20 protein-coding genes are annotated in these 23,106 nt (G+C 63.7%); 16 read left to right on the forward strand and 4 right to left on the reverse strand.

Annotated features, from left to right (window positions below):
- Nucleotides 1-522 precede the first annotated feature (522 nt).
- The 3 genes from V7714_RS11895 to V7714_RS11905 all read left to right on the forward strand — a co-directional run bounded on the left by V7714_RS11895 (nt 523) and on the right by V7714_RS11905 (nt 2,193).
- Nucleotides 523-699, forward strand: a complete 177-nt coding sequence (locus tag V7714_RS11895) for a hypothetical protein (protein WP_284195055.1) — start codon at nt 523-525, stop codon at nt 697-699.
- 217 nt (nt 700-916) lie between these two features.
- Nucleotides 917-1,408, forward strand: coding sequence for a phosphoglycerate mutase family protein (locus V7714_RS11900; protein ID WP_335709905.1), 492 nt, complete (start codon nt 917-919; stop codon nt 1,406-1,408).
- A 5-nt stretch (nt 1,409-1,413) separates the two neighbouring features.
- Nucleotides 1,414-2,193 (forward strand): SIR2 family NAD-dependent protein deacylase, encoded by a 780-nt coding sequence (locus V7714_RS11905; protein ID WP_335709906.1) that lies wholly within the window; start codon nt 1,414-1,416, stop codon nt 2,191-2,193.
- A gap of 210 nt (nt 2,194-2,403) precedes the next feature.
- On the opposite strand, the gene V7714_RS11910 is transcribed toward V7714_RS11905, so the two are convergent.
- Nucleotides 2,404-3,228 carry a substrate-binding periplasmic protein gene (locus tag V7714_RS11910; protein ID WP_335709907.1) on the reverse strand — a complete coding sequence of 275 codons (825 nt, stop codon included), beginning with the start codon at nt 3,226-3,228 and terminating at the stop codon, nt 2,404-2,406.
- On the reverse strand, nt 3,221-4,567 hold the full coding sequence (locus V7714_RS11915) for a flagellar cap protein FliD N-terminal domain-containing protein (protein ID WP_335709908.1): 1,347 nt from the start codon (nt 4,565-4,567) through the stop codon (nt 3,221-3,223). The genes V7714_RS11910 and V7714_RS11915 overlap by 8 nt, the downstream gene beginning before the upstream one ends.
- A gap of 238 nt (nt 4,568-4,805) precedes the next feature.
- On the opposite strand from V7714_RS11915, the gene V7714_RS11920 reads away from it, so the two are divergent.
- From V7714_RS11920 to V7714_RS11970, 11 genes are all read left to right on the forward strand, one after another.
- A complete protein-coding gene (locus V7714_RS11920) occupies nt 4,806-5,834 on the forward strand; it encodes an extracellular solute-binding protein (RefSeq protein WP_335709909.1) in 1,029 nt (342 codons plus the stop codon).
- 40 nt (nt 5,835-5,874) lie between these two features.
- Nucleotides 5,875-7,692 (forward strand): lipid A export permease/ATP-binding protein MsbA, encoded by a 1,818-nt coding sequence (gene msbA / locus V7714_RS11925; RefSeq protein ID WP_335709910.1) that lies wholly within the window; start codon nt 5,875-5,877, stop codon nt 7,690-7,692.
- Between the two features lie 98 nt (nt 7,693-7,790).
- Nucleotides 7,791-8,933: a homoserine O-succinyltransferase MetX gene (gene metX, locus V7714_RS11930; protein WP_335709911.1), complete on the forward strand. Its 1,143-nt coding sequence runs from the start codon at nt 7,791-7,793 to the stop codon at nt 8,931-8,933.
- A complete protein-coding gene (gene metW, locus V7714_RS11935; RefSeq protein ID WP_284195063.1) occupies nt 8,930-9,517 on the forward strand; it encodes a methionine biosynthesis protein MetW in 588 nt (195 codons plus the stop codon). The genes metX and metW overlap by 4 nt, the downstream gene beginning before the upstream one ends.
- Before the next feature lie 2 nt (nt 9,518-9,519).
- On the forward strand, nt 9,520-10,143 hold the full coding sequence (locus V7714_RS11940; RefSeq protein ID WP_335709912.1) for a glutathione S-transferase family protein: 624 nt from the start codon (nt 9,520-9,522) through the stop codon (nt 10,141-10,143).
- Nucleotides 10,140-10,751 carry a 2OG-Fe(II) oxygenase gene (locus tag V7714_RS11945; RefSeq protein ID WP_335709913.1) on the forward strand — a complete coding sequence of 204 codons (612 nt, stop codon included), beginning with the start codon at nt 10,140-10,142 and terminating at the stop codon, nt 10,749-10,751. The genes V7714_RS11940 and V7714_RS11945 overlap by 4 nt, the downstream gene beginning before the upstream one ends.
- Nucleotide 10,752: 1 nt before the next feature.
- Nucleotides 10,753-12,015, forward strand: coding sequence for an ABC transporter ATP-binding protein (locus V7714_RS11950; protein ID WP_335709914.1), 1,263 nt, complete (start codon nt 10,753-10,755; stop codon nt 12,013-12,015).
- A gap of 96 nt (nt 12,016-12,111) precedes the next feature.
- On the forward strand, nt 12,112-12,903 hold the full coding sequence (locus tag V7714_RS11955) for a class I SAM-dependent methyltransferase (protein WP_335709915.1): 792 nt from the start codon (nt 12,112-12,114) through the stop codon (nt 12,901-12,903).
- A gap of 7 nt (nt 12,904-12,910) precedes the next feature.
- Nucleotides 12,911-13,876: a GNAT family N-acetyltransferase gene (locus V7714_RS11960; RefSeq protein WP_335709916.1), complete on the forward strand. Its 966-nt coding sequence runs from the start codon at nt 12,911-12,913 to the stop codon at nt 13,874-13,876.
- 497 nt (nt 13,877-14,373) lie between these two features.
- Nucleotides 14,374-15,144, forward strand: a complete 771-nt coding sequence (locus tag V7714_RS11965) for a hypothetical protein (RefSeq protein WP_335709917.1) — start codon at nt 14,374-14,376, stop codon at nt 15,142-15,144.
- Between the two features lie 54 nt (nt 15,145-15,198).
- Nucleotides 15,199-15,759, forward strand: a complete 561-nt coding sequence (locus tag V7714_RS11970) for a dihydrofolate reductase family protein (RefSeq protein ID WP_335709918.1) — start codon at nt 15,199-15,201, stop codon at nt 15,757-15,759.
- A gap of 161 nt (nt 15,760-15,920) precedes the next feature.
- Here V7714_RS11970 and V7714_RS11975 read toward each other — a convergent pair whose 3' ends face one another.
- Together V7714_RS11975 and V7714_RS11980 are read right to left on the reverse strand one after the other, a co-directional pair.
- Nucleotides 15,921-17,774 carry a glycosyltransferase family 2 protein gene (locus tag V7714_RS11975; protein ID WP_335709919.1) on the reverse strand — a complete coding sequence of 618 codons (1,854 nt, stop codon included), beginning with the start codon at nt 17,772-17,774 and terminating at the stop codon, nt 15,921-15,923.
- 55 nt (nt 17,775-17,829) lie between these two features.
- On the reverse strand, nt 17,830-19,758 hold the full coding sequence (locus tag V7714_RS11980; protein WP_335709920.1) for a PIG-L family deacetylase: 1,929 nt from the start codon (nt 19,756-19,758) through the stop codon (nt 17,830-17,832).
- Between the two features lie 246 nt (nt 19,759-20,004).
- On the opposite strand from V7714_RS11980, the gene gspD reads away from it, so the two are divergent.
- Both gspD and V7714_RS11990 read left to right on the forward strand, forming a co-directional pair.
- On the forward strand, nt 20,005-22,317 hold the full coding sequence (gene gspD, locus V7714_RS11985; protein ID WP_335709921.1) for a type II secretion system secretin GspD: 2,313 nt from the start codon (nt 20,005-20,007) through the stop codon (nt 22,315-22,317).
- Nucleotides 22,314-23,102 (forward strand): ABC transporter permease, encoded by a 789-nt coding sequence (locus V7714_RS11990; protein WP_335709922.1) that lies wholly within the window; start codon nt 22,314-22,316, stop codon nt 23,100-23,102. The genes gspD and V7714_RS11990 overlap by 4 nt, the downstream gene beginning before the upstream one ends.
- Nucleotides 23,103-23,106 lie beyond the last annotated feature (4 nt).

The raw sequence follows: 23,106 nt of genomic DNA on the forward strand, positions 1-23,106 counted from the left end.
TGCCATTTGCAGCAGCACTGGCGCAAAATGCCTCAGCGACGGCAGCTACCGTAGTGTCCCTTAGCCCACTCCCCCGCAAGGCAAAAAAAACGGCCGCCAAACTTCGGCGGCCAGAGGAGGAGGAAGGCTTCATTATCCCCCATTTGAGGGATAACGGAAGTGACAACGGCATAGTTTCCGACAATCGGTCATTTCAGCCGCTCCCCCCACTGTGGCTAGCCCGCCGCAACTTTTGGGCAATCCCTGCACCGGCCGGTACCCGTTCTATACCACGCCCACCTGCCACCCAAATCCCGCCTCGCACCCCTCGCAAAACGCCAGAGGCCATGCCAGGCAAGGCAGTCACCACCCATGCCGTCGGCCAGCCAGCACGCCGCCCGTCCACAACACCAGCCCGCGCCTCTCCCACGCCAGCTTGATTGCCCATATTGCCAGCCCGGCAGGCTGGTAGCCCCTAGCAGAACGTGTTAGAAAAGCAGTGCGGTGACAGCGCGCCAACTTATCGAATGGATGCACAACACCATGCCGAAAAAACCCGCCAGTCCCAAGGCTCCCGCCAACGACTCCCTCGCCGCCATGATGACCCTGCCTTTGGTCAGCGCCGAGGGCTACCTCAAGGAAATGGTGCGCCGGCGCGATGTCCGCAGGAAGATAGAAGACCTGCGCGACAAGGCCAGCGTGGCCAAGGAACTCTGGTAGCGACCACTCACCCGTCCCGGCCGCTATTCCGGCCGGGATCTGTCCTGGCTGCAGCGGCCCATGCAGCGTCCAAACTCGCGCGCCCTGCGCCAGCCGGTAACCCGGCTTTGCGGTGCAGCCCAAGGGCGCTGCCGCATCATGCAGTTGCAACACACTGGTCAAGCCGGTCCCTTCCATAGCACCATGGCGCTTTCCCGTCTCAAGTACCGGCTCCCCCATGCGTTCTACCTGGTTCTATGCCCTACCCTTGCTGTGCAGCCTCTCGCTAGCCGCCCAGGCATGCGATAGCGGTAAGCTCTACCTGATGCGCCACGCCGAAAAATCCGCCCAGGGCGGCAGCGACCCGGCCTTGTCGCCTCAGGGCGAAGCGCGTGCCCAGGCGCTGGTAGAGAAATTCAGCCAACAGGCCATCGCCGCCGTCTTCAGCACCGATTACCAGCGCACCCGCGCCACGGCCACACCCTTGGCCCAAGCCAGGCAGCTTGATGTCATCCTCTACAACCCCGATCAACCCGCCCAGCTATTACAGCGACTGGCGCAGGATTACTGCGGCAAGAATGTCGTCATCGTCGGCCATAGCAACACGGTACCCGAGCTGATCAAGCTGGCAGGCATCACCCAGCCTGTGGTCATTGCCGAAACCGCCTTTGGCGACATCTACCAACTGCAACGCAGTGCCAGCGGCAACAGCCTCAGCCATTTCAATTAAGAGCCATGACCAGCGCTACTCACACTCTCCCGGAGACCTTGCTACAAGCCTTGCGGCAGGCCCGGCATGTGGTGGTTTTCAGCGGCGCCGGCATATCGGCAGAAAGCGGCGTACCCACGTTCCGCGATGCCCAGACCGGGCTCTGGAGCCAGTTCCGGGCCGAGGATCTGGCTACCGCCGAAGCCTACCGGCGCGACAAGCTGCTGGTCTGGCGCTGGTACCAATGGCGCCGGCAGTTGCTGGCACAGGCCCAGCCCAATGCCGGCCACCACGCCATCGCCGCGCTGGAACAGCTTGTCCCGCAGGTGACGGTGATCACCCAGAACGTCGATGATCTGCACCAGCAGTCCGGCAGCACTCGTGTACTGGCCCTGCATGGCAATCTGCGTGAGAGCATCTGCTTTGCCTGCCACAGGCCGGGTCTGTCCAGCCCCGACGACGACACTCCACCACGCTGCCTGCACTGCGGCGGCAGCTTGCGCCCCAATGTCGTCTGGTTTGGTGAGCAGTTGCCTACCGCCATCTACCGCGCGGCCGAGCAAGCCGCAGCAGATTGCGACCTGTTCCTGATCATCGGCACTTCCGGCCTGGTCATGCCCGCCGCCAGCCTGCCCCAACTGGCGCAGCGCAAGGGCGCCACCATCGCCCTCATCAATACCGAGGCCACCGCCCACCAGGATCTGGCCCAACACATACTGCAAGGTCCATCCGGCACCTGGCTCCCCGCCCTGCTAGCCCAGGCTTGGCCGGCACGCACACAAACCACCGCCAACCCGGCCCTGTAGCGATACCCTTATGGCCAGCTATTCATTAGAATCATTGCCAGCAGACGGCTATTCAAGTTAACGAAGATCACCGGCAAGGGCAGGGAGAAGGTGGAAGCCATCAAGGGAGCGCCTACGTGTTCAGGCTGCACCTAGCCTTAACGCCAGGGTTGCCCTGACGCCCGCTCAGCCCATCATCAGCACGCAATGGCCTGAATTCATAACAGGCGCTCAACGTCGCCAATCCTCCAGGCCATACTTGGCCAGTATGCGCGCCAGTTCACCCGATTGCCGCAGGGCCTGTACCCCGCTGTCAAACATGGCTACCAACTGCTTGGCCTGGGGGTTGCCTGGCGGCACTGAGATATACACCTCACCACTATCCAGGCAGCCAGCCAGCCGAAACTCCTGCTGCCGACCCGACTGCTTGAGCCAGTCCCGAATCACATACTCATCTTCCAGCGTGGCCTCCACCTGACCACGGGCCACCGCCTCCATCTGGCGCGGAAAGTAATCGCTGCCCGTACCAAAAAAGATATACAGCCGGTTCAGCGGGTCGTTGACCGCCTTGTCCACCGGGTCGCCAAAGGTCTGGTCCTTGTTTACCGCCAGCCGCAGGCGCTTGAGGCTGCGCTCACCCCGGTACTGCCAGTTCGACAAGCTGCGCGTGACAAAGCAGCTACGGCTATGGCCAAAAGCCTGTTTGCCAAAAACAAAATCCGGCGTATCCGTCTTCAGCGTCCCCGCCAGCGCGGCCTGCTGGCCGGCGCGGGTGGTGATGATGGCCCGCCGCCAGGGTTGCTCCACATACTCCACCGCAAAACCCTGCTTGGCCGCAATGGCGAACAACATATCGAACATAAAACCGCGCCGCTCGGGGTTGTTGTCGATCATGCAGTTGTAGGGGCACCAAACCGCCCCAGCCACCCGTAAGGTCGGTGGCTCTTCCGCCTTGGTGGTCAACGCCAGCGCCGCCAGCATCAGGCTGGCCACGACGCGCACAAAAAAGCCCGGCGCAGACAAGCCGGGCTGTATGAGGCGGCGTAAATCACGCATAGATCGAAATACCCGATAGTCCCAGCGCAGCTGCACCCGCCCCAATTTCGCGCCGCACCAGGTTATCCACCACATTGGATGACAAGCCGCTCAAGCCAGGATTCGCCGTGGTGATACCCGTCTTGATGCTGTCCAGCAGGCTAAGCTGCTGCGCCAGCAAACCATTGGCCGGATTGGTATTGGCCGCATCGGTATAACCCGCACTGGTCCCCTTCAAGGCCGAAACCGCTTGCGCCAGCAAGGACAGCGTCCCGCTGGTATCGCTATTGAGCGCAGCCTGCAGCGTCGTGGTATTCAGCGTCAGGGGGCTGGTGGCATCGCCATTGCTCAGGCTGAACCCCAGCTGGCTCAGGCTGGTCAGGCTGGATGGCGCATTGACATAGGTAGCCGTGGCCTGGCTGCGCAAATCGGTCGCCAGCTGGTTGGCCGTACCGGCATTGGTATTCACCGCCCCACCCGTACCGGTAGCCTGCTTGATGCTGCCTTGCAGGGCGTTGTAGGCACTGGTCAGATTCTGCGCCAGGGTGGTGGCATCCACAGTAGCCAGGGTAGTCGTTCCCACCGCCTTCAAGGTGGCATTGATCCCGGTGTCCACCTGCACATTATTGGTCGTGCCGCTCTGCACACTCCCGCCGTTGACCGTATAGCTGGAATTGGTTGCCGCCTGGGTCTGGGCAAAATTCAGTATGTTGAAATTGGCGGTGTAATTGACAAAAGGGTCCGAGGTATTGGTCTGCAGCTGAAAGCTATTGCCCGCGCCAATCTGGTTCCCGGTAATTTTCAGGCGATAGCCATAGGCATCATTCTCTACCGCAGCGGTCACCCCCGCACCACTCTGATTGATGGCGGCCGCCAGGCCAGTCAGCGAACCATCGGTCACCGTCACCGTCTTGGCCTCGCTGCTATCTGCCGTAAACGCGCCCACCCCATCCACCGTACCGGTCTGGATGGTAAAGCTGCCCACGCTGACCACGCCCTCGGACGATGACGCAAAGTAAGCGCTCGCCACGCTACGGCCCTTGGCCAGTTCAGTCACATTCAGGCTATATGCTGCAGCGGCGGCAGAGGCATCATAGCTGGCCGTCGCCACACTGCTGCTGGTGCTGTTGGCATCGCGGGTACCGCTGAAGCTGCCGGCACCGGCCGCCAAGGTATCGTTGAAGCGGGAGGCGGCCGACAGCAACTGACCATAGCCCGATAATTCCACCAGCTTGCTGGGATCCGGCGCATAGACATCACCCGAACTGGCTGTGCCACCGGCACCAGCCGTGGGTAAAGCCTGCAAGCCAGCTTGGCTCAGACGATTGGAAAGTACGGCATCAACCAATGAAAGTTGCATGGCTCCTGCTCCCAGAATATCCAGCAAGGTATTAATTTTAAGCAATTTTTCAGTATATTGCTGGGTAATTGATCACATCCCGCCCAGCATCACGCCCTACACCGGGCTACTCCCACTATAGCCCCTCAGCACACTTTGTGTAGTGTCCCAGCCCCGCCAACAACAATCCGTACAAGCTTACTGGACAAGCGGGCTTGCAGTTGCCAAGCTGCTAGAACACCTCAGCCCTCAACGAGCCATGCTCCCTAACGCACTACGCCTCTGCCTGTGTCTCCTACTGGCCAGCCTCACAGCCCACGCTGGCGGCACCCTGCGGGTGCTGGCCTGGCCCGGCTACGCCGACCCCGATCTGGTGCAAGCCTTCGAGCGGCAACACGATGCCCGGGTCGAAGTCACCTTCGTCACCACCGACGACGACCTCTGGGATCGCGCCAGCGCCCAGGGCGGTGAATCCTTCGACGTACTGGCCGTCAACCTTGCCGAACTTCAGCGTCTGGTCAATCGCGGTCTGGTCGTCCCCATCAAGCCCGACGGCATCCCCAACACCCGCCACCAGCTCAAGCGTTTCCGCGATCCCGCCACGCTGCCCGCCCTGCAGCGCGATGGCAAGCTCTATGCCGTACCCTACACCTACGCCGAGATGGGCCTGATCTACAACCGCAAGCTGGTCAAGACCACCCCCACCTCCATGGCAGCGCTATGGGAGCCCCGCTATCGCGGCCGCATCCTGCTCTATGAGGGCAGCAGTCACAACTTCAGCATGGCCGCCCTGCTGGCCGGCATCAGCAATCCCTTCCAGCTGTCCGACGCCAACTTCAATAAGACCGTCAAGCAACTGATCGCCCTGCGCGCCAACCGCCCACTGCTATACAGCTCACCCGAGGACGTCGTGAAACTGTTCCGCACCAAGCCCGTCGCCCTGGCCTTCGGCAACTACGGCGGCCAGCAGATCAAGGCCCTGCGCGCCAGCGGCCAGGATGTCGGCTACATCATCCCCAGTGAAGGCGCACTGGCCTGGCTGGATTGCTGGGCCGTGCTGATGGGCGGCCGCGACAATCCGCTGGCCAGCGCCTGGATCAACTACACCCTCAACCGTGATGTCAGCCGCCAGCTCACCCTGCGGCACGGCCTCTCCAATACCATCGAGCCCTCTGCCGACAGCACCGAAGAAGACAAACTGGTCTGGCTGCAGCCGGTCGAAGACCCGGAGCGCCGCGCCCAGTTCTGGCAGCGCATCCTGTCAGGCTACCGCCGCGGCATGTTCTGACCCCACCTGCATGGCCGGCGGCACCGTCCCCTGCGTTACAATGCTGCCTTCCCCCTTCAGCGATCTCCCCGTGCCGCCCAGCAGCCGCCAACTCTACCTGCGCATACTGCGCCATACCCTGGCCTACAAATGGCCCCTGCTCGCCTCCATGGTGTCGCTGGCCCTGGTCGCCGCCACCGAAGCCAGCTTCGGCTGGCTGCTGCAGCCGCTGATCGACCACAACTTCGGCCAGCAGGGCGGCGCCATGCCCGCCCTGGGCAAGCTGCTGCCAGACAACCTCACCGCCGCCTGGCCACTGTGGGGCGTGCCGGTCGCCCTGGTCATCGTCGGTCTCATCCGCTTCATCGCCACCTACGTCAACGCCTACGCCGCCTCCTGGCTGGCCTCGCGGGTGCAGCACGATGTACGCAAACTCATGTTCAACCGGCTGATGCGGCTGCCCGTCGCCGCCTTCGACCGCGAATCGGCCGGCGTGCTGCTGTCACGCGTCACCTACGACGTCAGCATCATCACCCAGGCCAATACCCAGGTACTCACCGTCCTGTTCAAGGACAGCCTCACCGTGGTCTTCCTGCTGGGCTCGTTACTGCTGATAGACTGGCAACTCACCCTGTTCTGCTTTGCCGTCATCCCCGCCATCGCCATCTGCGTCACCGTCATGGGGCGCCGCCTGCGCCGTCTCAGCCTGCTCAACCAAAGCACCATGGGCGAGCTGACCCGCATACTCGACGAAGCCCTGGGTGGCCAGCGTATCGTCAAGGTCTTCGGCGGCCAGCGCTACGAAGAAGCCCGCTTCGACCAAGCCGCCAAGCAAGTGCGCCAAGCCATGGTCAAGCTGGACAGCAGCTCAGCCCTCAACTCCGGCGTGGTGATGCTCATCGTCGCCATCGTGCTGGCCACCATCATCTATTTCGCCAGCCTGCGCAGCCAGGCGCATGTCCTCAGCGCCGGCGACTTCATCGCCTTCATGGTGTGGATGCTGCAATTGCAACAGCCCATCAAGAACCTCACCAAAATGAACGAACAGCTGCAGCGCGGCCTCGCCGCCGCCCAGACTGCGTTCGGCCTGATAGACCAGCCCATCGAGCCCGATACCGGCAAGCAGGAGCTGACCCAAACCCAGGGCGCCATCCGCTTCCAGCAGGTACGCTTCCGCTACAGCGACGAAGCCGCCTGGGCACTTGATGGCGTTGACCTCGACATCGCCCCCGGCGAAGTGATCGCCCTGGTGGGCGGCTCAGGCGGCGGCAAGACCACCATCGCCACCCTGCTGCCCCGCTTCTACGACCCCATCGAAGGTGCCGTCCTGCTGGACGGACACGACCTGCGCGACTACACCCTGGCCAGCCTGCGCCGGCAGATCGCCCTGGTCAGCCAGGATGTCATCCTGTTCAACGACAGCATCGCCGCCAATATCGCCTACGGCGCAGAACAGCTCGACCAGCCCCGCATCGAGGCCGCCGCCCGTGCCGCCTACGCCCACGACTTCATCAGCGCCATGCCCAAGGGCTACGACACCCAGATAGGCGAGAACGGTACCCGCCTTTCCGGCGGCCAGCGCCAACGCCTTGCCATCGCGCGCGCGCTCTACAAGAACGCCCCCATCCTGATACTGGACGAAGCCACCAGCGCACTCGATACTGAATCCGAACGCCAGGTACAGGCGGCCCTCGACGTCCTCATGCAAGGCCGCACCACCCTGGTCATCGCCCACCGCCTCAGCACCATAGAAAAAGCCGACCGCATTGTCGCCATGCAGGGCGGCCGCATTGCCGAAGTCGGCAGCCACGATGAACTGCTGCTGCAAAACGGCGTCTATGCCAACCTGTACCGGCAGCAGCGCAGCGATGCCCCCTGATCCACACCCGGCCGGGCATAGTCACCCAGCGCGCGCACCCTAGGCCACACCTGCCGCATCCATTACACTCTCCCATCCATTCCAGCCCCGCTCCGGCAATGACTCCAGACCCCCACTCCGTAGGCATCGTCAGCGCACAATGCGCCGAATTCGATGAACCGCTCGTACTCCAGGGCGGCGCCGTCATTCCCCGCTATCAGCTGATGTACGAAACCTATGGCACGCTGAACGCCGAGCGCTCCAACGCCATCCTGATCTGCCACGCGCTGTCCGGCAGCCATCACGTTGCGGGCCGCTACCAGCCCGACGACAAATACCCCGGCTGGTGGGACACCATGATAGGCCCCGGCAAGCCCATCGATACCAACCGCTTCTTCGTGGTCGGCGTCAACAACCTGGGCGGCTGCCACGGCTCCACCGGCCCCAGCAGCATCAACCCCGCCACCGGCCAGCCCTGGGGCTCCGGTTTCCCGGTGGTGGTGGTCAACGACTGGGTACACGCCCAGGCCCGCCTGGCCGATCGCCTCGGCATCGAGCGCTGGGCCGCCGTCATCGGCGGCAGCCTGGGCGGCATGCAGGCACTGCGCTGGACGGTCACCTTCCCCCACCGGGTAAGGCACTGCCTCAGCATCGCCTCCGCCCCCAAGCTCACCGCCCAGAACATCGCCTTCAACGATGTCGCCCGCAACGCCATCCTCACCGATCCCGAATTCCACGGCGGCGACTACTACCAGCATGGTGTCTGGCCCAAGCGCGGCCTCAAGCTCGCCCGCATGCTGGGGCACATTACTTATCTGTCCGACGAGGGCCTGGGCGGCAAATTCGGCCGCCAACTGCTGGCTGAAGGCTACCAGTTCGGCTACGGCACCGAATTCGAGATCGAAAGCTACCTGCGCTACCAGGGCGACCGCTTTGCCGACGTATTCGACGCCAACTCCTACCTGCTGATGACCAAGGCGCTCGATTACTTCGACCCGGCCCGCCACTACGGCGGCAGCCTGCCCGCCGCCCTGGCCGCCTCACCTGCCAAATACCTGATCGTCGCCTTCACCACCGACTGGCGCTTCTCGCCAGAACGCTCCAAAGAGACGGTCAAAGCCCTGCTGGACGCCAAGAAACCCGTGGTCTACGCCGAAATCGAATCGGTCCACGGCCACGATGCCTTCCTGATGACAGATGAACCCTATATGCGCCTGATGGATGCCTACCTCAAACGCGTCGCCGAAGAGGTGGGCGCATGAGCGAACTACGTCCCGACCTGGCCCGCATCGCCGGCTGGATCGCCCCCGAAAGCCGCGTACTCGATCTCGGCTGCGGCGATGGCGAACTGCTGGCCCACCTGCGCGACCACAAGCAGGTCAGCGGCTACGGCATAGAAATCGACATGGACAGCGTCATTGGCGCCGTCGGCCGTGGCGTCAACGTCATCCAGCGCGATCTTGAGTCCGGCCTCGCCGGTTTCGAAGCCAGCAGCTTTGACTATGTCGTGCTATCGCTGACTATCCAGTCCATGCGCCATGTCGAGGCCATCATCGACGAAATGCTGCGGGTAGGCCGCACCGGCATCGTCACCTTCCCCAACTTCGGCTACTGGGAAAACCGCTGGCAGCTGGCCCTGGGCCGCATGCCGGTGTCCGAGACCATACCCTACCAGTGGTACAACACCCCCAATATCCACCTCTGCACGCTGAATGATTTCGACGCCCTGCTGGTATCGCACGGCGCCCGCATCACCAGCCAGATCGTCATGCACCAGGGCCGCCGCATCACCTTCCTGCCCAACCTGCTGGGCAGCCTGGCCCTGGTCCGCTTCGAGAAGGATTGAGCATGTACACCCTCTATGGTTGCAAAGGCTGCGGCTCCGCCGCCATTGAAGCCGCCCTCACCCTGGTCGGCGCCCCCTACCAGTACATCGAGGCCGAACCATGGAGCGGCGGCCCCGCCGTCGACGAACTGCGCCGACTCAACCCACTGGCCCAGGTCCCCACCCTGCTCACCCAGGACGGCACCGTCCTCACCGAAAGCGTCGCCATCCTGATCTGGCTGGCAGAGCAATATCCCGCCAGCCACCTGCTGCCCACCGATGCCACAACCAGGGCCACCGTGTTGCGCTGGCTGGTCTACCTCACCGCCAACGCCTATGCCGCCATCGGCATCGGCGATTTCCCCGAACGCTGGATCGCTGGTGAAGCCGAACAAGGCTCCCTCAAAGCCTTCGCCCGCGCTCGCCTGGAAGATTACTGGCGCACGCTAGAACGCCAACTGGACGATACCCCCTACCTGTTCACCCACGAGCTGACCGCACTGGATCTCCTGGCCACTACCATGAGCCACTGGCGCCCCGGTCGCGACTGGTTCCAGCAGGAATGCCCCAAACTCACCGCAGCGCTGCAAAGCACCCTCAGCCACGCCACGCTCGCCCCCATCTGGATACGCAATTTCAACGCATGACTGATTTTGAAGCACAACTGCCCGCGCTGATCGACGCGCTGGCCCATACCGGCTGGGTAGTCTGCGACGACTTCCTCAGCCAGGATCAAGCCACCGCCTTGCGGGCCGAAGGCCTGCGCCGCCAACAGCAGGGCGAATTCCACCGCGCCGCCGTAGGCCGCGCCGACGCCCGCTCTCAGCGCGATGAAATCCGTGGCGACGACGTCCGCTGGCTCGACCCCCTACAGCCTTCCGACCCCGAACACGCCTACTGGCAGCGCATCAACGCCTTGCAAAGCGGGCTCAACCGCGAACTATTCCTGGGCATACGCGAAGGTGAGTTCCACTACGCCCACTACCCCGTAGGCAGCTTCTACAAACGCCATCTCGACCGCTTCCGCGACGACGATGCCCGCGTGGTATCCGTGGTCTGCTACCTCAACAGCGGCTGGCAGGCCCACGATGGCGGCCAGCTCAGGCTATGGCACGACCCCGACCAGGCCGACCACTACACCGACATCGCCCCACAGGCAGGCCGGCTGGTCCTGTTCCTGTCCGAGCGTTACTGGCACGAAGTCCTGCCCGCACAACAACCGCGCTGGTCCATCACCGGCTGGATGAGACGCTGACATGGCCCATCCCATGCAAGCCCCCGCCATCACACTCAGCCAGGTCAGCAAGCACTACGACCTCCACGCCAACCCGGCAGACCGCCTGCGCAAGCTGCTGCTGGGCCGTTTCTACCGCAGCGCCCCACCCTTTGTCGCGCTCGACAACATCACGCTCGACATCGCCCAAGGCGACGTCATCGGCCTGGTCGGACGCAATGGCGCCGGCAAATCCACCCTGCTGCAACTGGTATCCGGCACCGTCACCCCTTCCACCGGTAGCTGCGTGGTGCGTGGCCGAGTCGCCGCCCTGCTGGAGCTGGGTGCCGGCTTCAACCCCGACTTCAGCGGCCGCGAAAACGTCCTGCTCAACGCCGCCATCCTCGGTCTGTCGCAAGAAGAAACCCTGGCCCGCTTCGACGAAATCGTCGCCTTCTCCGGCATAGGCGATTTCATCGACCGCCCGGTCAAGACCTACTCCAGCGGCATGTATGTCCGGCTCGCCTTCTCGGTCGCCATCCATGTCGATCCGCAGATACTGATCATCGACGAAGCCCTGTCGGTCGGCGACGGCATGTTCGCCCGCAAATCCTTCGAGCGCATCATGCAGCTCAAGGCGGCCGGCACCACCATCCTGTTCTGCTCCCACTCCATGTATCAGGTCGAAGCCCTCTGCAACAAAGTGGTCTGGCTGGAGAAAGGCAAGGTCATGGCCGCCGGCGATCCCGCCAGCGTCGTCACCGCCTATACCGGCTTCCTGCGCAGCCAGGAGGCCGCCGAACAGAACGACACCCCGTTCCAGCCCACCCAGGCCACGGAACCCACCGCTTCCGTCCGCGACAATACCGACACGCCCTGCCGCATCCTAGACGTCAAGGCCATCGCCCATGACGGCGAAGCCGTTACCGAGATCGAAGCCACCACTGGCGTCACCGACCTCACCCTGCGCATCCGCTTCGAATGCGCCCCCGGCCTGCCAGCCCCCTCCGTCGCCATCGGCATACACACAGAGGACCGCCGCATCGTCTGCTCCAGCGGCACCCACAACGACAACATCAACCTCAGGCTCAACTCCCAAGGCCAGGGCGAGGTACAGCTCACCTACCCCACCCTGCCCCTGCTCAAAGGCCACTATCTGGTCGATGTCTGGCTGCTTGATGAGAACGCCATCCAACCCTACGATACGGTAGAAGCCGCCGTCAGCCTCCGGGTCTATCAAAAAGGCCTGGAAATCGGCGTCGTCACCCTGCCCCACAGCTGGCAGGTTGGCGAAAGCGCCCGATGAACCGCCCCTATATCGCCGCCGCCAGGCCCACCGGGACACCCGCCAGGGCTTGGCCGCATCCCCTACACTGAACCGGCCCAGGCGCCGCCATCCCCTATGCAAACCCTCGCCACACTGACCCTAGAAGCCCGCCAGTTTCCGTTTCCGCTGAATGTCTATGCCGAACTCCTGCAACTGCAGACCGGCCATATCGACTCACTGCACTACGGCCTGTTCGAATCCGCCGACGAACCCGTCACCGCCGCCCAGGCTCGCTCCACCACCTGGCTGTTCCAGCAGCTCCCCCCCGCCCCCCTCAAGCTGCTCGAAGTCGGCATCGGCCTTAGCACCACCCTGGGCAAGCTGGCCCAGGCAGGCTACCAGGTCACCGGACTCACGCCCGACCCCGCCCAGGTACGCATCGCAGCCGAGCGCTGCCCCGGCACCCAGGTCGTACACTCCACCTTCGAGCAATACCAGACCGACGAACAATACGACCTCATCCTGTTCCAGGAATCCAGCCAGTACATCCCCACCGCCGAGCTATGGCAACAGGTAGATCGCCTGCTCGCTCCCCAGGGCCGGGTACTGGTGCTCGATGAATTCGCCCGCGATGCCACCATCGCCGGCCTGCACGCCCTGACCACCTTCCTCGACACCGCAGCCGCGCACGGCTACAGCCTGATCAAGAACCACGATCACTCCAGCGCTGCCGCCCACACCGTCAGCTACCTGCAACGCACCGTCGCCCAATTGCGCCCGCAACTCCTGGCCACCCTGCCCATCGACGACGCCATGCTCGATCATCTGCAGACTGCCAACCAGCGCTACCAGCACCACTACGCCCAGGGCGAATACCAATACCGCTACCTGGAATTCATCCGCCCCAGCCCGACCCCAGCCGCCTGACCCCGCCATGACCGACGCCGCCACCCTGCGCCTGCTCACCGAAGCCGATGCAAGCGCCATGAACGAGCTGTTCAGTGTCGCCTTCGGCAGCGCCATGCCCCCGGCCCTCTGGCACTGGAAGTATGGCGAAGGACGCGGCCTGGCCATGGGGCTATGGCAGGCCGATGGCCACCTGACCGCCCACTATGGCGCCATGCCGCGCCCCGTGCTCGACGCCGGCAAACCCTGCCTGGCCGTGCAGATAGGCGACGTCATGGTCAGGCAGCAGGATCGCAGCTCGCTCAGCCGCAAAGGCCCCTTCTTCGAAGTCGCCTCCACCTTCCTCGACCGCTACATCGGCCACGGCCGCCCCTATCTGCATGGCTTCGGCTTCCCCAACCGCCGCGCCATGCAGGTCGCCCAGCGGCTGGGCCTGTACCAACCCACCGGCGAAGTGATCGAACTGCACTGGCTCACCGCCCAGGTCGCCCCCCTCCCCTGGTCGCAACAAGCCGAACGCCTGCAACAGCTGCAACCGCACAGCCGCGAGCTGGCCCAACTCTGGCAGGCCATGCACACCGCCCTGCCACACGACATCCTGGGCCTGCGCGACGCCGCCCGCCTGCAGCAGCGCTATCTCAACCACCCCACCGTAGACTACCAACTCTGGCTACTGCGCCATCGCCTCAGCCGCCAGGCCATCGGCCTGGTCGTACTGCGGCGCCACGCCAGCAGCATGGAACTGCTCGACCTGGTCGCCGCCCCCCGAGACTGGGACACCTGCGCCCAGGCCGCCGCCCAGATCGCCCGCCAACAGGATGCCCCCCTGCTCACCATGTGGCTCAGCCAGGCACACGCACGCTACTTCCAAAGCCGCCCCAAGCAGATCGACATCGACGTCCTCATCCCCTGCAACGCCTGGTCCCCCGGCCCCAGCCCCGACGCCGTCGCCAACCGCTGGCTGCTCACTGCTGGCGATACCGACTTCCGGTGAGAGCCTGCTATGGACGCAGGTTACTGATGGGTGAAGACAGACGGTGCAGACGCCAGGGCGACCCTGGCGCTAAACGGCAGCGCAGCCTGAAGCAGCAGGCTCTACCCTGATCTAGCCCCACCCCTACCCCCGCCCGCCGGGGGGGAACCTCGCTGACGCTCGTCATCCTATTGAATATAGGATGGGCTTCAGTACCTGCTTTGGACGCAGGTCACTGATGGGTGAAGGCAGACGGTGCAGACGCCAGGGCAACCCTGGCGCTAAACGGTAGCGCAGCCTGAGGCAGCAGGCTCTACCCTGATCCAGCCCCACCCCCGCCCGCCGGCGGGGAACCTCGCTGACGCTCGTCATCATATTGAATGGGCTTCAGCACCTGCTTTGGACGCAGGTCAATGATGGGTGAAGGCAGACGGTGCAGGCGAGATGAATTTCTACAGCCCGCGAACTCCCCCCAGCAGCCCCCTGTCCCAGCACTCCCTCCCAACAGGAAGCCTTTCATGCACCTGCCCGGTATCCACCCCATCTCCACCCTGCTGACCTGCCTGCTGATCGGAAGCCTACAGGCCCATGCCGATGGCCTGGCCGACCTCAAGGCCGCCTTGTCCCGCCTGCAGGGGCAAATGCCACTGAAAGCTGCTCTGGAGATCAAGACCAGCAGCCGTCAGGGTGACGGCAAGGATGCAGAAGACCGCCAGGGCCAGGCCAGCCTCACTCTGGAGGACAGCAGCCGTGGCCTGCAACTGCTGTACGGCAAGGACGTACTGATGCGGGCCGAGAATGAGCAACGCGCCAATAGCAAGGACAAAAACAGCAAGACCCCCACCCTGTACGCCCTGCGCGCGCTGGACTTCACCGAACTGCGCAGCATGACCTCCGCCGCCGCCACGCTGGTGCGCGAGATTGAAGACAGCACCTACAAAGGCGAAGCCGCCGACAGCTACAACGGCAAACCTGCCCGCAAGCTGACCTTCGAGAAAACCATAGACAAGCTGGCCGAACGCGACCGGAAATACGTCAAGGACTTTGAAGGACGTCTAACTATCTGGATCGCCGCAGACGGCACACCGCTCGCCAGCACCCACCGCGTCAACCTCTCCGGCCGCGCCTTCATCGTCGTCAGTTTCGAGCAGCATAGCGACGAAGACCGCAGCTACAGCGTAGTCGGCGACCGCCTGGTCCTGACGCGCAAGGAAGAAAAGAACCGCTCATCCGGCGCCGGTGAACGCCAGGAAAACAAGTCCAGCATGGTGCTGCAACCAATCACCTGAGCCCGCACGCAGGTGCAGCTAAACTACAAGGCCAGGCCACGTCAGGAGCACACCATGCGCCCGCTTCGCTACTCCATCAATATCACACTGGATGGCTGCTGCGATCACACCATGATGCCCTCAGACGAAGCGCTGCATCGTCACGCCATCGAAAATCTCAAGCAAGCCGATGCCCTCCTCTTTGGCCGGGTGACTTACCAAATGATGGAGGCCGCGTTTCGGTCGCCAGCCCAAACAGGAGCAAGACCCGACTGGATGGCGCCCTGGATGGAACCCTTCGCCCGGACAATAGACGCAGCAAAGAAGTACGTGGTGTCCAGCACCCTGAAACAGGTCGACTGGAACGCAGAACTCTTGCGCGGAAACCTGGGCAGCGCTGTGCAGCAGCTCAAGCAGCAACCCGGCAAAGGGCTGTTCGTCGGCGGCGTGCAGCTCCCGTTGGCCTTGGCTGAGCTGGGCCTGATAGATGAGTACGAGTTCGTGATACATCCCAGCCTGGTAGGCTATGGCCCAACCTTGTTCGCGGGATTGTCAAAGCCGCTCGATCTGCAGTTCGTCAGCCGGCTGGATTTCGGTTCGGGCGCGGTAGCGATGCGGTATGAACCTAGAAGATAGCCATCACCAGCGAAATAGCCCCCCAGGAAATGCCATGCCTAGGGGGCAACAGCCATCCACGAGCCTTGGTGGCGGCATTGCAATCGCACCAGTCGGTGGCCCAGCTCTCACCGACCACCAACACCACCACACACCCACACCACATTAACTACCGCCCAAGCCTACGCCCGCCCCGGCAACCAAGCCCGCATGCGCCGCAAACCCAGCAGCACCACCTGCCGCCGTGCATACAACCAGCGCAGCCCCGGCCAAGTCTGGCACATATGGCGTAGCGACGACTTGGTGATATAGACCACCGTCTGGCTGCGGTTGAAATCCCCCACCAGCGCCAATATCTCCTGCGGCGTCATGGTCAGCTTCATCTCGGCCTGCTTGGCCAGCGCATACTGGTAGGCCTCGTCCAGCTTGCCCTGCCGCGCCTGCTGCACCTCGGCATTGGCCGGCACACGGTATTTGGAGGTGGTTTTCTCCACCATCACAAAGTCATCATGCAGGGTATAGCGGGTCCACAGGTTCCAGTCTTCCAGCTGGTCCATCTCGGTGGCAAAGCCGCCATGCCGCTCAAACAGGCTGCGATGAAACAGCACCGCCTGGATGGGCAGGTAGTTGTGGTGCCACATGGTCAAGCGCGAAAACGGCTGCCTGTGCACCGTGGCATGGTTCAGCTCGCGGTAGCGGAAAGGGCTATAGGAGTCGATCTCGGTCGCCACCTCCCAGGCCAGGCCATAGGCGCCGCGCTTGCCCTGGGTCAGGGCCGTTTCCAGCAACACTTCCACATGGTCGGCAAACAGCTGGTCGTCGTCGTCCAGAAAATTCATCCATTCGCCCTGGGCCGCAGCCATGGCGCGGTTACCGGCTTCCGAGCGCCCCACCTTCTCGCCGGTGGCGAAATAACGCACATTCATGCGCCCGGCAAACTCGGCCTCCACCATGGCCTGGGCCGTGGGTGCGCCATCCTCCACCACCATCACTTCCAGCCGTGGGTAGGTCTGGTTCGCCAATGATTGCAATGCCTCACGCAGCACATCCGGGCGGGCGTGCGTACGCACGATCACCGACACCAAGGGCAGCTCGGCCACGTCCACACCTACGCGGGATTTGAACACCTCGAAGGCGCCATCGCGGTGCATGGCATAGTTCCAGAACAGGAACTGCGACTGCCCCTTGCCGCGCCACTCCCGGCCACTGCGCCAGAAATACGGAAAACGCAGCCAGAAGCGGAAGAACAGCTTGATCAGCCCCCAGCGCCGCCCAGGAAAACTGGACGGCATCATGATCTCGGTGCCCAGCATGGCCAGGCCGCGCGCCACATTGCTCCAGTTGCCAAAGCGGGCCCGCAGGCACAGATTGGTCAGCGTGCCTTCCAGCGCCTGCAAGGGCTTGACCTCATGGGCATAGCGATAGGTATGGTGCACCACCGCCGCCTGCGGCAGGTAGCAGGTACGCCAACCCTTGGCCTGTAGGCGCCAGGCCAGGTCGACGTCTTCGCCATACATGAAGATGCGTGGCTCGAATCCCCCCACCTGCAGCATGGCCGTACGCCGTATCAGAAAGGCCGCACCGCTAAACCAGGGCGTGTCCAGGCTGCTGGGGTCATATACCTTGGGATGCTCATAGGGCAACTGGCGCATCTCCCACACCGCCACATCCGCGGCACTGCCGGCGCGTTGCTGCAACTGGCCCAGCGCATCCGGCTCCAGCGTCAGGTCCTGGTTAAGCAGCAGTAGCCAATCGGCCTTCGCATGGGCCAGCAAGGCGTTATGGCCGCCGCCAAAACCCAGATTGCCGCCATCACGCCATACCTGTGCTGCAAACGCGGCCGGCGCAGCAGCCACCCACTGGTTCACCCGTTCGCGCGCATCCTCGCTGATCGAGTTGTCCCACACCAGCAACCGCAACGACACCCCGCTGCGCAGCCTTTCCCTGTCCAGGCTCTGCAGCAGCTCATCCAGGCCTTCCCGTGCTGGTTGATAACAGACAACCAGCACATCTATTTCTTTGACCAAATCCGACATGGCTTCCAAACACTTCAATACGTTGCGGCGGGCGCTGATGATAAAGGCATGCGGCTCAACGAGCCAGCAAACTTGTCAGCCAGCGCAAGGGTCGGGTCCAACGCCAGGATCGGCTGGCCTCATACTGTTGGGCCTGCCAGCGCAACGCGTCAACCTGTGCAAGCTGGGCCTGCGCCTGCTGCTCGGCCAGCCTTTGCGCCATCTCCAGGCGCAACTGCTCGACCTGTGCCTGCGCTTGCTGCAGTTGCAGCTGTACCTGCGCCACAGCCACCCGCTCTGCCCCCAGGCCCCGCTCCAGCGCCACCTGCTGCGCCAGCAACTGGCCGTTGGCCGCCAGTTGGGTAGCCAGCTCATGCCGCTCTGCCGCAATCGTGGCACGCAGGCTCGCCATATCCCCCAATAGATGCGCGAGCTCCGCATCCCGTGCGGCCAATGCCGCCTCCCGCTGCGCCAGGCTGGTATCCCGCTCGGCCAGGCTGCGCCGCAAGCTGACTACGGCAGGCGCATATTGCTCCAGCGAAGTCAGCAACGCCGTCTCTCGGGCCAGTTGCACCGCCCCGATCTGGCTCACCACCCCCAGTAACTCGCGTATCGTCTCCGCACCCACGGTACGCCCAAACCGCGCCAGGATATCGGCCACCCCTTGGCAATCAGGTACTGGCAGGCGCTCAAGCAGGTGCACAGTGGGTTGTGGCAGGCATAGCACACGCCCATATTTGGCCGTGGCCAGTGCATGCACCCAATCCGACTGAGCAGCACCCGCATCAGGGCAGACCACCCCGTCCAGCCTGAAAAAATAGGCTGCCGCAGGCAACATGGGCGCCAGGGGCCACCAAGCCGCAGCACTGCCTGCTGGCGGCAACATGCCCTCCTGCGCATGCGCCAGGTGGGCATCGGCAGCGCAGGCCGCCACGGCCAGCACGGCGCCATCGTCGTCCTGCAGGCTGGCTAGCAGCTTGGCCAGATGGTCGGGCAGCAACCTCACACCGCCCCGTAGCACCATGCCAAAGTGGCCGCTGGCAGCGCCCCACAGCCCACCGGGATGCGCCTCTGCCACCCCAACCAGCGACAGCGCCTCGCTCAAGCCTGCCGGCAGCACTGCCGCCGCCAACACATCGCGGTCCACCAGCACCTCTACCGCAGCATGGGTCTGGTGCGCCAGATCGGCCAGCAGCGAGGGCAGCAAGGCAGGCGTTGCCTCTGGCAGGCACACACTCACCGTCGCCGGCCGGCTAGCGGCCAGCTTGTGCTGGATAACGCGGCGGTACCCGGCAATCCCTTGCAGGCTGTCCGGCAGGCCATGGCGGCAATCTTCCACCTCCGTCACATGGAAAGCCTCCACCGCCTCAGCCGCACCCAGCGTATAGCTGCGAAACCGGTTCAGCCCGCTGATCTGCCTGTCGTAGCGCTGCACGCCCAACTGGCTGGCAAACACCGCCATGGCGGCTTCCTTGGCCGCAAACATGGTGGTGATGTCAAACAGGGCGTCCGGCTGCAGCGCCGATCCCACCTCATAGCCCAGCAAGCGGGCTGTCGGCGCCGCCCAGCGTCGAAACGCCTCCAGGGCCGCCAGGGCCGTATTCACATGGTCGGGGTGGACCTCCCACACCGAGGGGGCAAACACCAGTTCAGGCGCAAACTCGGTCATCAGGGCCAGCATGCGGCCCACCAGTGCCTCGTCGCACACCACCCCCCGGTCCGGCAAGCCCCAGAACACCGGCGTGGCATAACCGAGCAGGCTGGCTGCCTGGGCGCTTTCATTTCGCCTGGCCTCCGGGTCTTTGCCGAACTCTCCATGATCTCCACTGGTCAATACCACCACCTGGATTGCCGCCCCGGCGGCGGCATGCAGGGCCAGAGTGCCGCCACAGCCGAACACCTCGTCATCAGGATGCGGCGCAAAGACCAGCAGGCGGCCAGCGGTCACGGGTTCAGCCGTAAAAGGAACCAGGTTCTCTTCGCGTAGGGTGTGGGTGTCCGGCATGGTTATCCAATGTCTGTAGCGCGTCGGCAGCATTTTACTCCTGCATCTGCCCCAGGGTGCGGCGGCATGGCAGGGTGGTTGCCCTGCGCCAAGCGTGCGCTGCAGCAGGCAATCGCGCTGCGCAGACTATGCTGTTCGGCCAGTATGATAAGATTTTCTCAGGCTGACGGATCATTCCAGGTTCTCGGAACCGCTTCCTCCCTATACATAGATTGGCCAGCCCCCTCCAGAGACGACACGCAAACGATGCCAAGCAAAATCAGCAAGCCCACGCCCCGCCTTCCGGACTGCACCCGGAACATCGTTCTGACACTGGCACTGACCACAGCCCTGGCCGAAGAAACTCCGCCGCCGCCTACCCCCGCCGCCGCCCCCACGCTGCTGGATGCCATACGGCAGATGCAGCGCAACCTGCCGCCCGGCGTGCAGCCACCACCGGCCCAGCCTGCCACACCCACCGCCGCCGCGCCCGCCGCGACCACGCCGCCGGCTGCGCAGCCCATGACCAAGCCATTGCCAGCCGAGACACGGGTCAAACCCGCCAGCACCACGGCTGCCAAGCCCGCAGCGGCCACCCCGGCAGCAGCCCCCCCCGCCCCGGCAGCCACCGCTACCACTACCTCCCCCGCCACGCAGGTGGTCGCCGCCATCGAGCCCATCGCCCCGCGCGACAGGGTACTGACACAGCAGCCGCAATTGGTAGGCGCGGGCGGCGTCACCCTGCGGTTCGACAATGCCGATGTCTACGAGGTGGTACAGACCATCATGGGCGATATCCTGCAGCTCAACTACATCGTCGATCCGGGCATCACGGGCAAGGTCAACATCAACGGCCTCAGCCCAGTCAGCTCGGAAGACCTGCTGGGCGTGCTGCAAAGCGTGCTGGCGCTCAACAACATCTCCATCATCCGCGATGGCAATCTATACAAGGTGGTGCGTGACAACCTGGCCGCCCGCGATTCCGTCTCCAGCACGGCCGTGGGCGACAACGGCAGCGTGGTGCAGATCTTCGCCCCCCGCCATGTGCAGCCCTCAGCCCTAATCGCCACCCTGCGCAACTTCATCGGCCCGCAGGCCACACTGGTCAACGACCCCACCGATCACTACCTGATCGTGGTAGACCGCGCCCGCAACGTCAAAAAGCTACAGGAACTGGTGCAGTCGCTGGACATCGACTATCTGGCCAAGGTCCAGACCGAGATGGTGCAGATAGAAAACGGCGATGCCACCGAAGTGGCGCGCGAGATGGAAACCCTGTTCAAGACCTCACAGATGTACAACTGGCGGGGCACCGAAGCCAACAAGGTGTTCTTCATGCCGATCAAGCGCATGAATGCCATCCTGGTGGCAGCCTCCAACCGCGACGTGCTGGAAGCCGCCCGCAAGCAGATACGCGAAGTCGATATCGCTCCCAAGGAAGGCCTCAACTCCCGCATCAACATCTACACCGTCAAGAACAGCACGGCCGCCTACCTGGCCGGCCTGATCAGCCAGATCTACGGCGGCGCCGCACCGGCCAGCAGCAGCGGGGCCACCAAGGTGGTGCAAAAAGGCAACGTCCCCACCACCAGCGCCTCGGGCACCGGCCTGTCGGGCGAGGTACAGATCATCCCCAACGAAAAGTCCAATTCGCTGATCATCAAGGCCAGCCGGCAAGACTACCTGCAGATACTGCAATTGCTGGAGCAGCTCGACACCGTCTCCCGCCAGGTGCTGATACAGGCCAATGTGATCGAGGTAGGCCTGAGCAAGCAGAACCGCCTGGGCATAGAGTGGACCCTGTTGCACGAGAAACTGAGCATAGACGGCCAGATCTACAAGGCCGCCGCCAAACTGGGCGGCACCATAGACGCCAAGGCAGGTGGTCTGCTCTATAGCGTCACCGACAGCGTGGGCACGGCCATGGGCGCCATCCAGGCCGTGGCCAACGACGACGACATCACCATCCTCGCCTCGCCCCGCATCGTCGCCAGCGATGGCAAGGAAGCCAAGATAGAAATCGGCCAGGAAGTCCCGGTACGGACCCAGCAGATCAGCAACGCCAACACTGGCACCACCGGCTCCACCATCGCCGAAAGCTTCACCTACCGCACCGTCGGCATCATCCTGCAGGTCAAGCCTAGCATCAATGAATCGGGTCTGGTCAACCTGGAAATCAACCAGGAAGTCAGCACCGTGGCCAACGATACCAATGGCGCCACCACTCTGCCCCGCTTCACCAAGCGCAGTGTGCAGACCGAGGTCAGCCTGCAGGAAGGCAAGACCCTGGTCATAGGCGGGCTGATCCAGGACAACGGCAGCGTCAACGAGACGGGTGTGCCCTATCTGAAGGACATCCCCGTCCTGGGTAATCTGTTCCGGGCACAGACCAAGAAAACAGAACGGACCGAATTGCTGCTGACCCTGACCCCCTACGTCATCAACAACCAGAGCGATGCCGACCGGCTGAACCGCCAGTTGGACGACGCCATGGAGGAAGTCCGCGAACTGCTGAACACCGCCAGGCGCCAGAAAGCCGGCCTACCGCCCACCCTGGCCATAGACGCGGCCAAACCATGAGAAAGCTGCGTTCACTGCTGTATCTGGTAGGCCAGTTGTCGCGGCGCGAGATCGCCGCCCGCTACCGGGGCACCACCCTGGGATGGCTCTGGACCGTGCTGACGCCCCTGCTCACGCTGGCGGTCTACACCTGGGTGTTCAGCGAGGTATTCAAGGCACGCTGGGTAGGCGATGCGGCCAACGATAAAACCGCCTTTGCCCTCAATGTCTTTGCCGGCATGCTGTTCCTGCAGTTCTTCGCCGAAAGCCTGGGGCGGGCGCCTGGCCTGTTGCAGGCCAACGCCAACTACGTCAAGAAAGTCATCTTCCCCCTGCCGGCCCTGCCGCTGGTCACCATCACCACCGCCGGCTTCAACTGGCTGATAGGCGTACTGGTGTGGTCAGTGCTCTATACCGTGGTTCATCACAGCCTGCCGCTGGGCCTGCTGTGGCTGCCGCTGGTCATGCTGCCGCTGGCCCTGATGACCCTGGGCCTGTGCTGGCTGGTCTCGGCCTTCGGCGTCTATCTACGCGATCTGGCTCCGGTGGTCGCTTTCATCCTGACCCTGCTGTCCTTCCTCAGCCCGATTTTCTATCCGGTCGAGATACTCCCCGACTGGATAGCCCGGCTGTTGATCATCAACCCACTGACCCTACCGATCGAGTTCTCCCGCAGCTGGCTGCTGGGCGCCGCGCAACCTGCAGGCGAGCTGCTGCTGGCCTACTGGCTGGTGGCCGGCCTGGTCGCGCTGCTGGGCCTGTCGGCCTTCCGCTTGCTGCGCAAGGGCTTTGCCGACGTGCTGTGATCGC

The organism is Chitinimonas sp. JJ19, from assembly GCF_036961565.1.
Classification (GTDB): Bacteria; Pseudomonadota; Gammaproteobacteria; order Burkholderiales; family Chitinimonadaceae; genus Chitinimonas.

What these genes read in the sequence shown, in the direction of transcription:
- V7714_RS11895 (WP_284195055.1), top strand. Translation starts at nt 523, where the DNA reads ATGCCGAAAAAACCCGCCAGTCCCAAGGCTCCCGCCAACGACTCCCTC.
- V7714_RS11900 (WP_335709905.1), top strand. Translation starts at nt 917, where the DNA reads ATGCGTTCTACCTGGTTCTATGCCCTACCCTTGCTGTGCAGCCTCTCG.
- V7714_RS11905 (WP_335709906.1), top strand. Translation starts at nt 1,414, where the DNA reads ATGACCAGCGCTACTCACACTCTCCCGGAGACCTTGCTACAAGCCTTG.
- V7714_RS11910 (WP_335709907.1), bottom strand. Translation starts at nt 3,228, where the DNA reads ATGCGTGATTTACGCCGCCTCATACAGCCCGGCTTGTCTGCGCCGGGC.
- V7714_RS11915 (WP_335709908.1), bottom strand. Translation starts at nt 4,567, where the DNA reads ATGCAACTTTCATTGGTTGATGCCGTACTTTCCAATCGTCTGAGCCAA.
- V7714_RS11920 (WP_335709909.1), top strand. Translation starts at nt 4,806, where the DNA reads ATGCTCCCTAACGCACTACGCCTCTGCCTGTGTCTCCTACTGGCCAGC.
- msbA (WP_335709910.1), top strand. Translation starts at nt 5,875, where the DNA reads ATGCTGCCTTCCCCCTTCAGCGATCTCCCCGTGCCGCCCAGCAGCCGC.
- metX (WP_335709911.1), top strand. Translation starts at nt 7,791, where the DNA reads ATGACTCCAGACCCCCACTCCGTAGGCATCGTCAGCGCACAATGCGCC.
- metW (WP_284195063.1), top strand. Translation starts at nt 8,930, where the DNA reads ATGAGCGAACTACGTCCCGACCTGGCCCGCATCGCCGGCTGGATCGCC.
- V7714_RS11940 (WP_335709912.1), top strand. Translation starts at nt 9,520, where the DNA reads ATGTACACCCTCTATGGTTGCAAAGGCTGCGGCTCCGCCGCCATTGAA.
- V7714_RS11945 (WP_335709913.1), top strand. Translation starts at nt 10,140, where the DNA reads ATGACTGATTTTGAAGCACAACTGCCCGCGCTGATCGACGCGCTGGCC.
- V7714_RS11950 (WP_335709914.1), top strand. Translation starts at nt 10,753, where the DNA reads ATGGCCCATCCCATGCAAGCCCCCGCCATCACACTCAGCCAGGTCAGC.
- V7714_RS11955 (WP_335709915.1), top strand. Translation starts at nt 12,112, where the DNA reads ATGCAAACCCTCGCCACACTGACCCTAGAAGCCCGCCAGTTTCCGTTT.
- V7714_RS11960 (WP_335709916.1), top strand. Translation starts at nt 12,911, where the DNA reads ATGACCGACGCCGCCACCCTGCGCCTGCTCACCGAAGCCGATGCAAGC.
- V7714_RS11965 (WP_335709917.1), top strand. Translation starts at nt 14,374, where the DNA reads ATGCACCTGCCCGGTATCCACCCCATCTCCACCCTGCTGACCTGCCTG.
- V7714_RS11970 (WP_335709918.1), top strand. Translation starts at nt 15,199, where the DNA reads ATGCGCCCGCTTCGCTACTCCATCAATATCACACTGGATGGCTGCTGC.
- V7714_RS11975 (WP_335709919.1), bottom strand. Translation starts at nt 17,774, where the DNA reads ATGTCGGATTTGGTCAAAGAAATAGATGTGCTGGTTGTCTGTTATCAA.
- V7714_RS11980 (WP_335709920.1), bottom strand. Translation starts at nt 19,758, where the DNA reads ATGCCGGACACCCACACCCTACGCGAAGAGAACCTGGTTCCTTTTACG.
- gspD (WP_335709921.1), top strand. Translation starts at nt 20,005, where the DNA reads ATGCCAAGCAAAATCAGCAAGCCCACGCCCCGCCTTCCGGACTGCACC.
- V7714_RS11990 (WP_335709922.1), top strand. Translation starts at nt 22,314, where the DNA reads ATGAGAAAGCTGCGTTCACTGCTGTATCTGGTAGGCCAGTTGTCGCGG.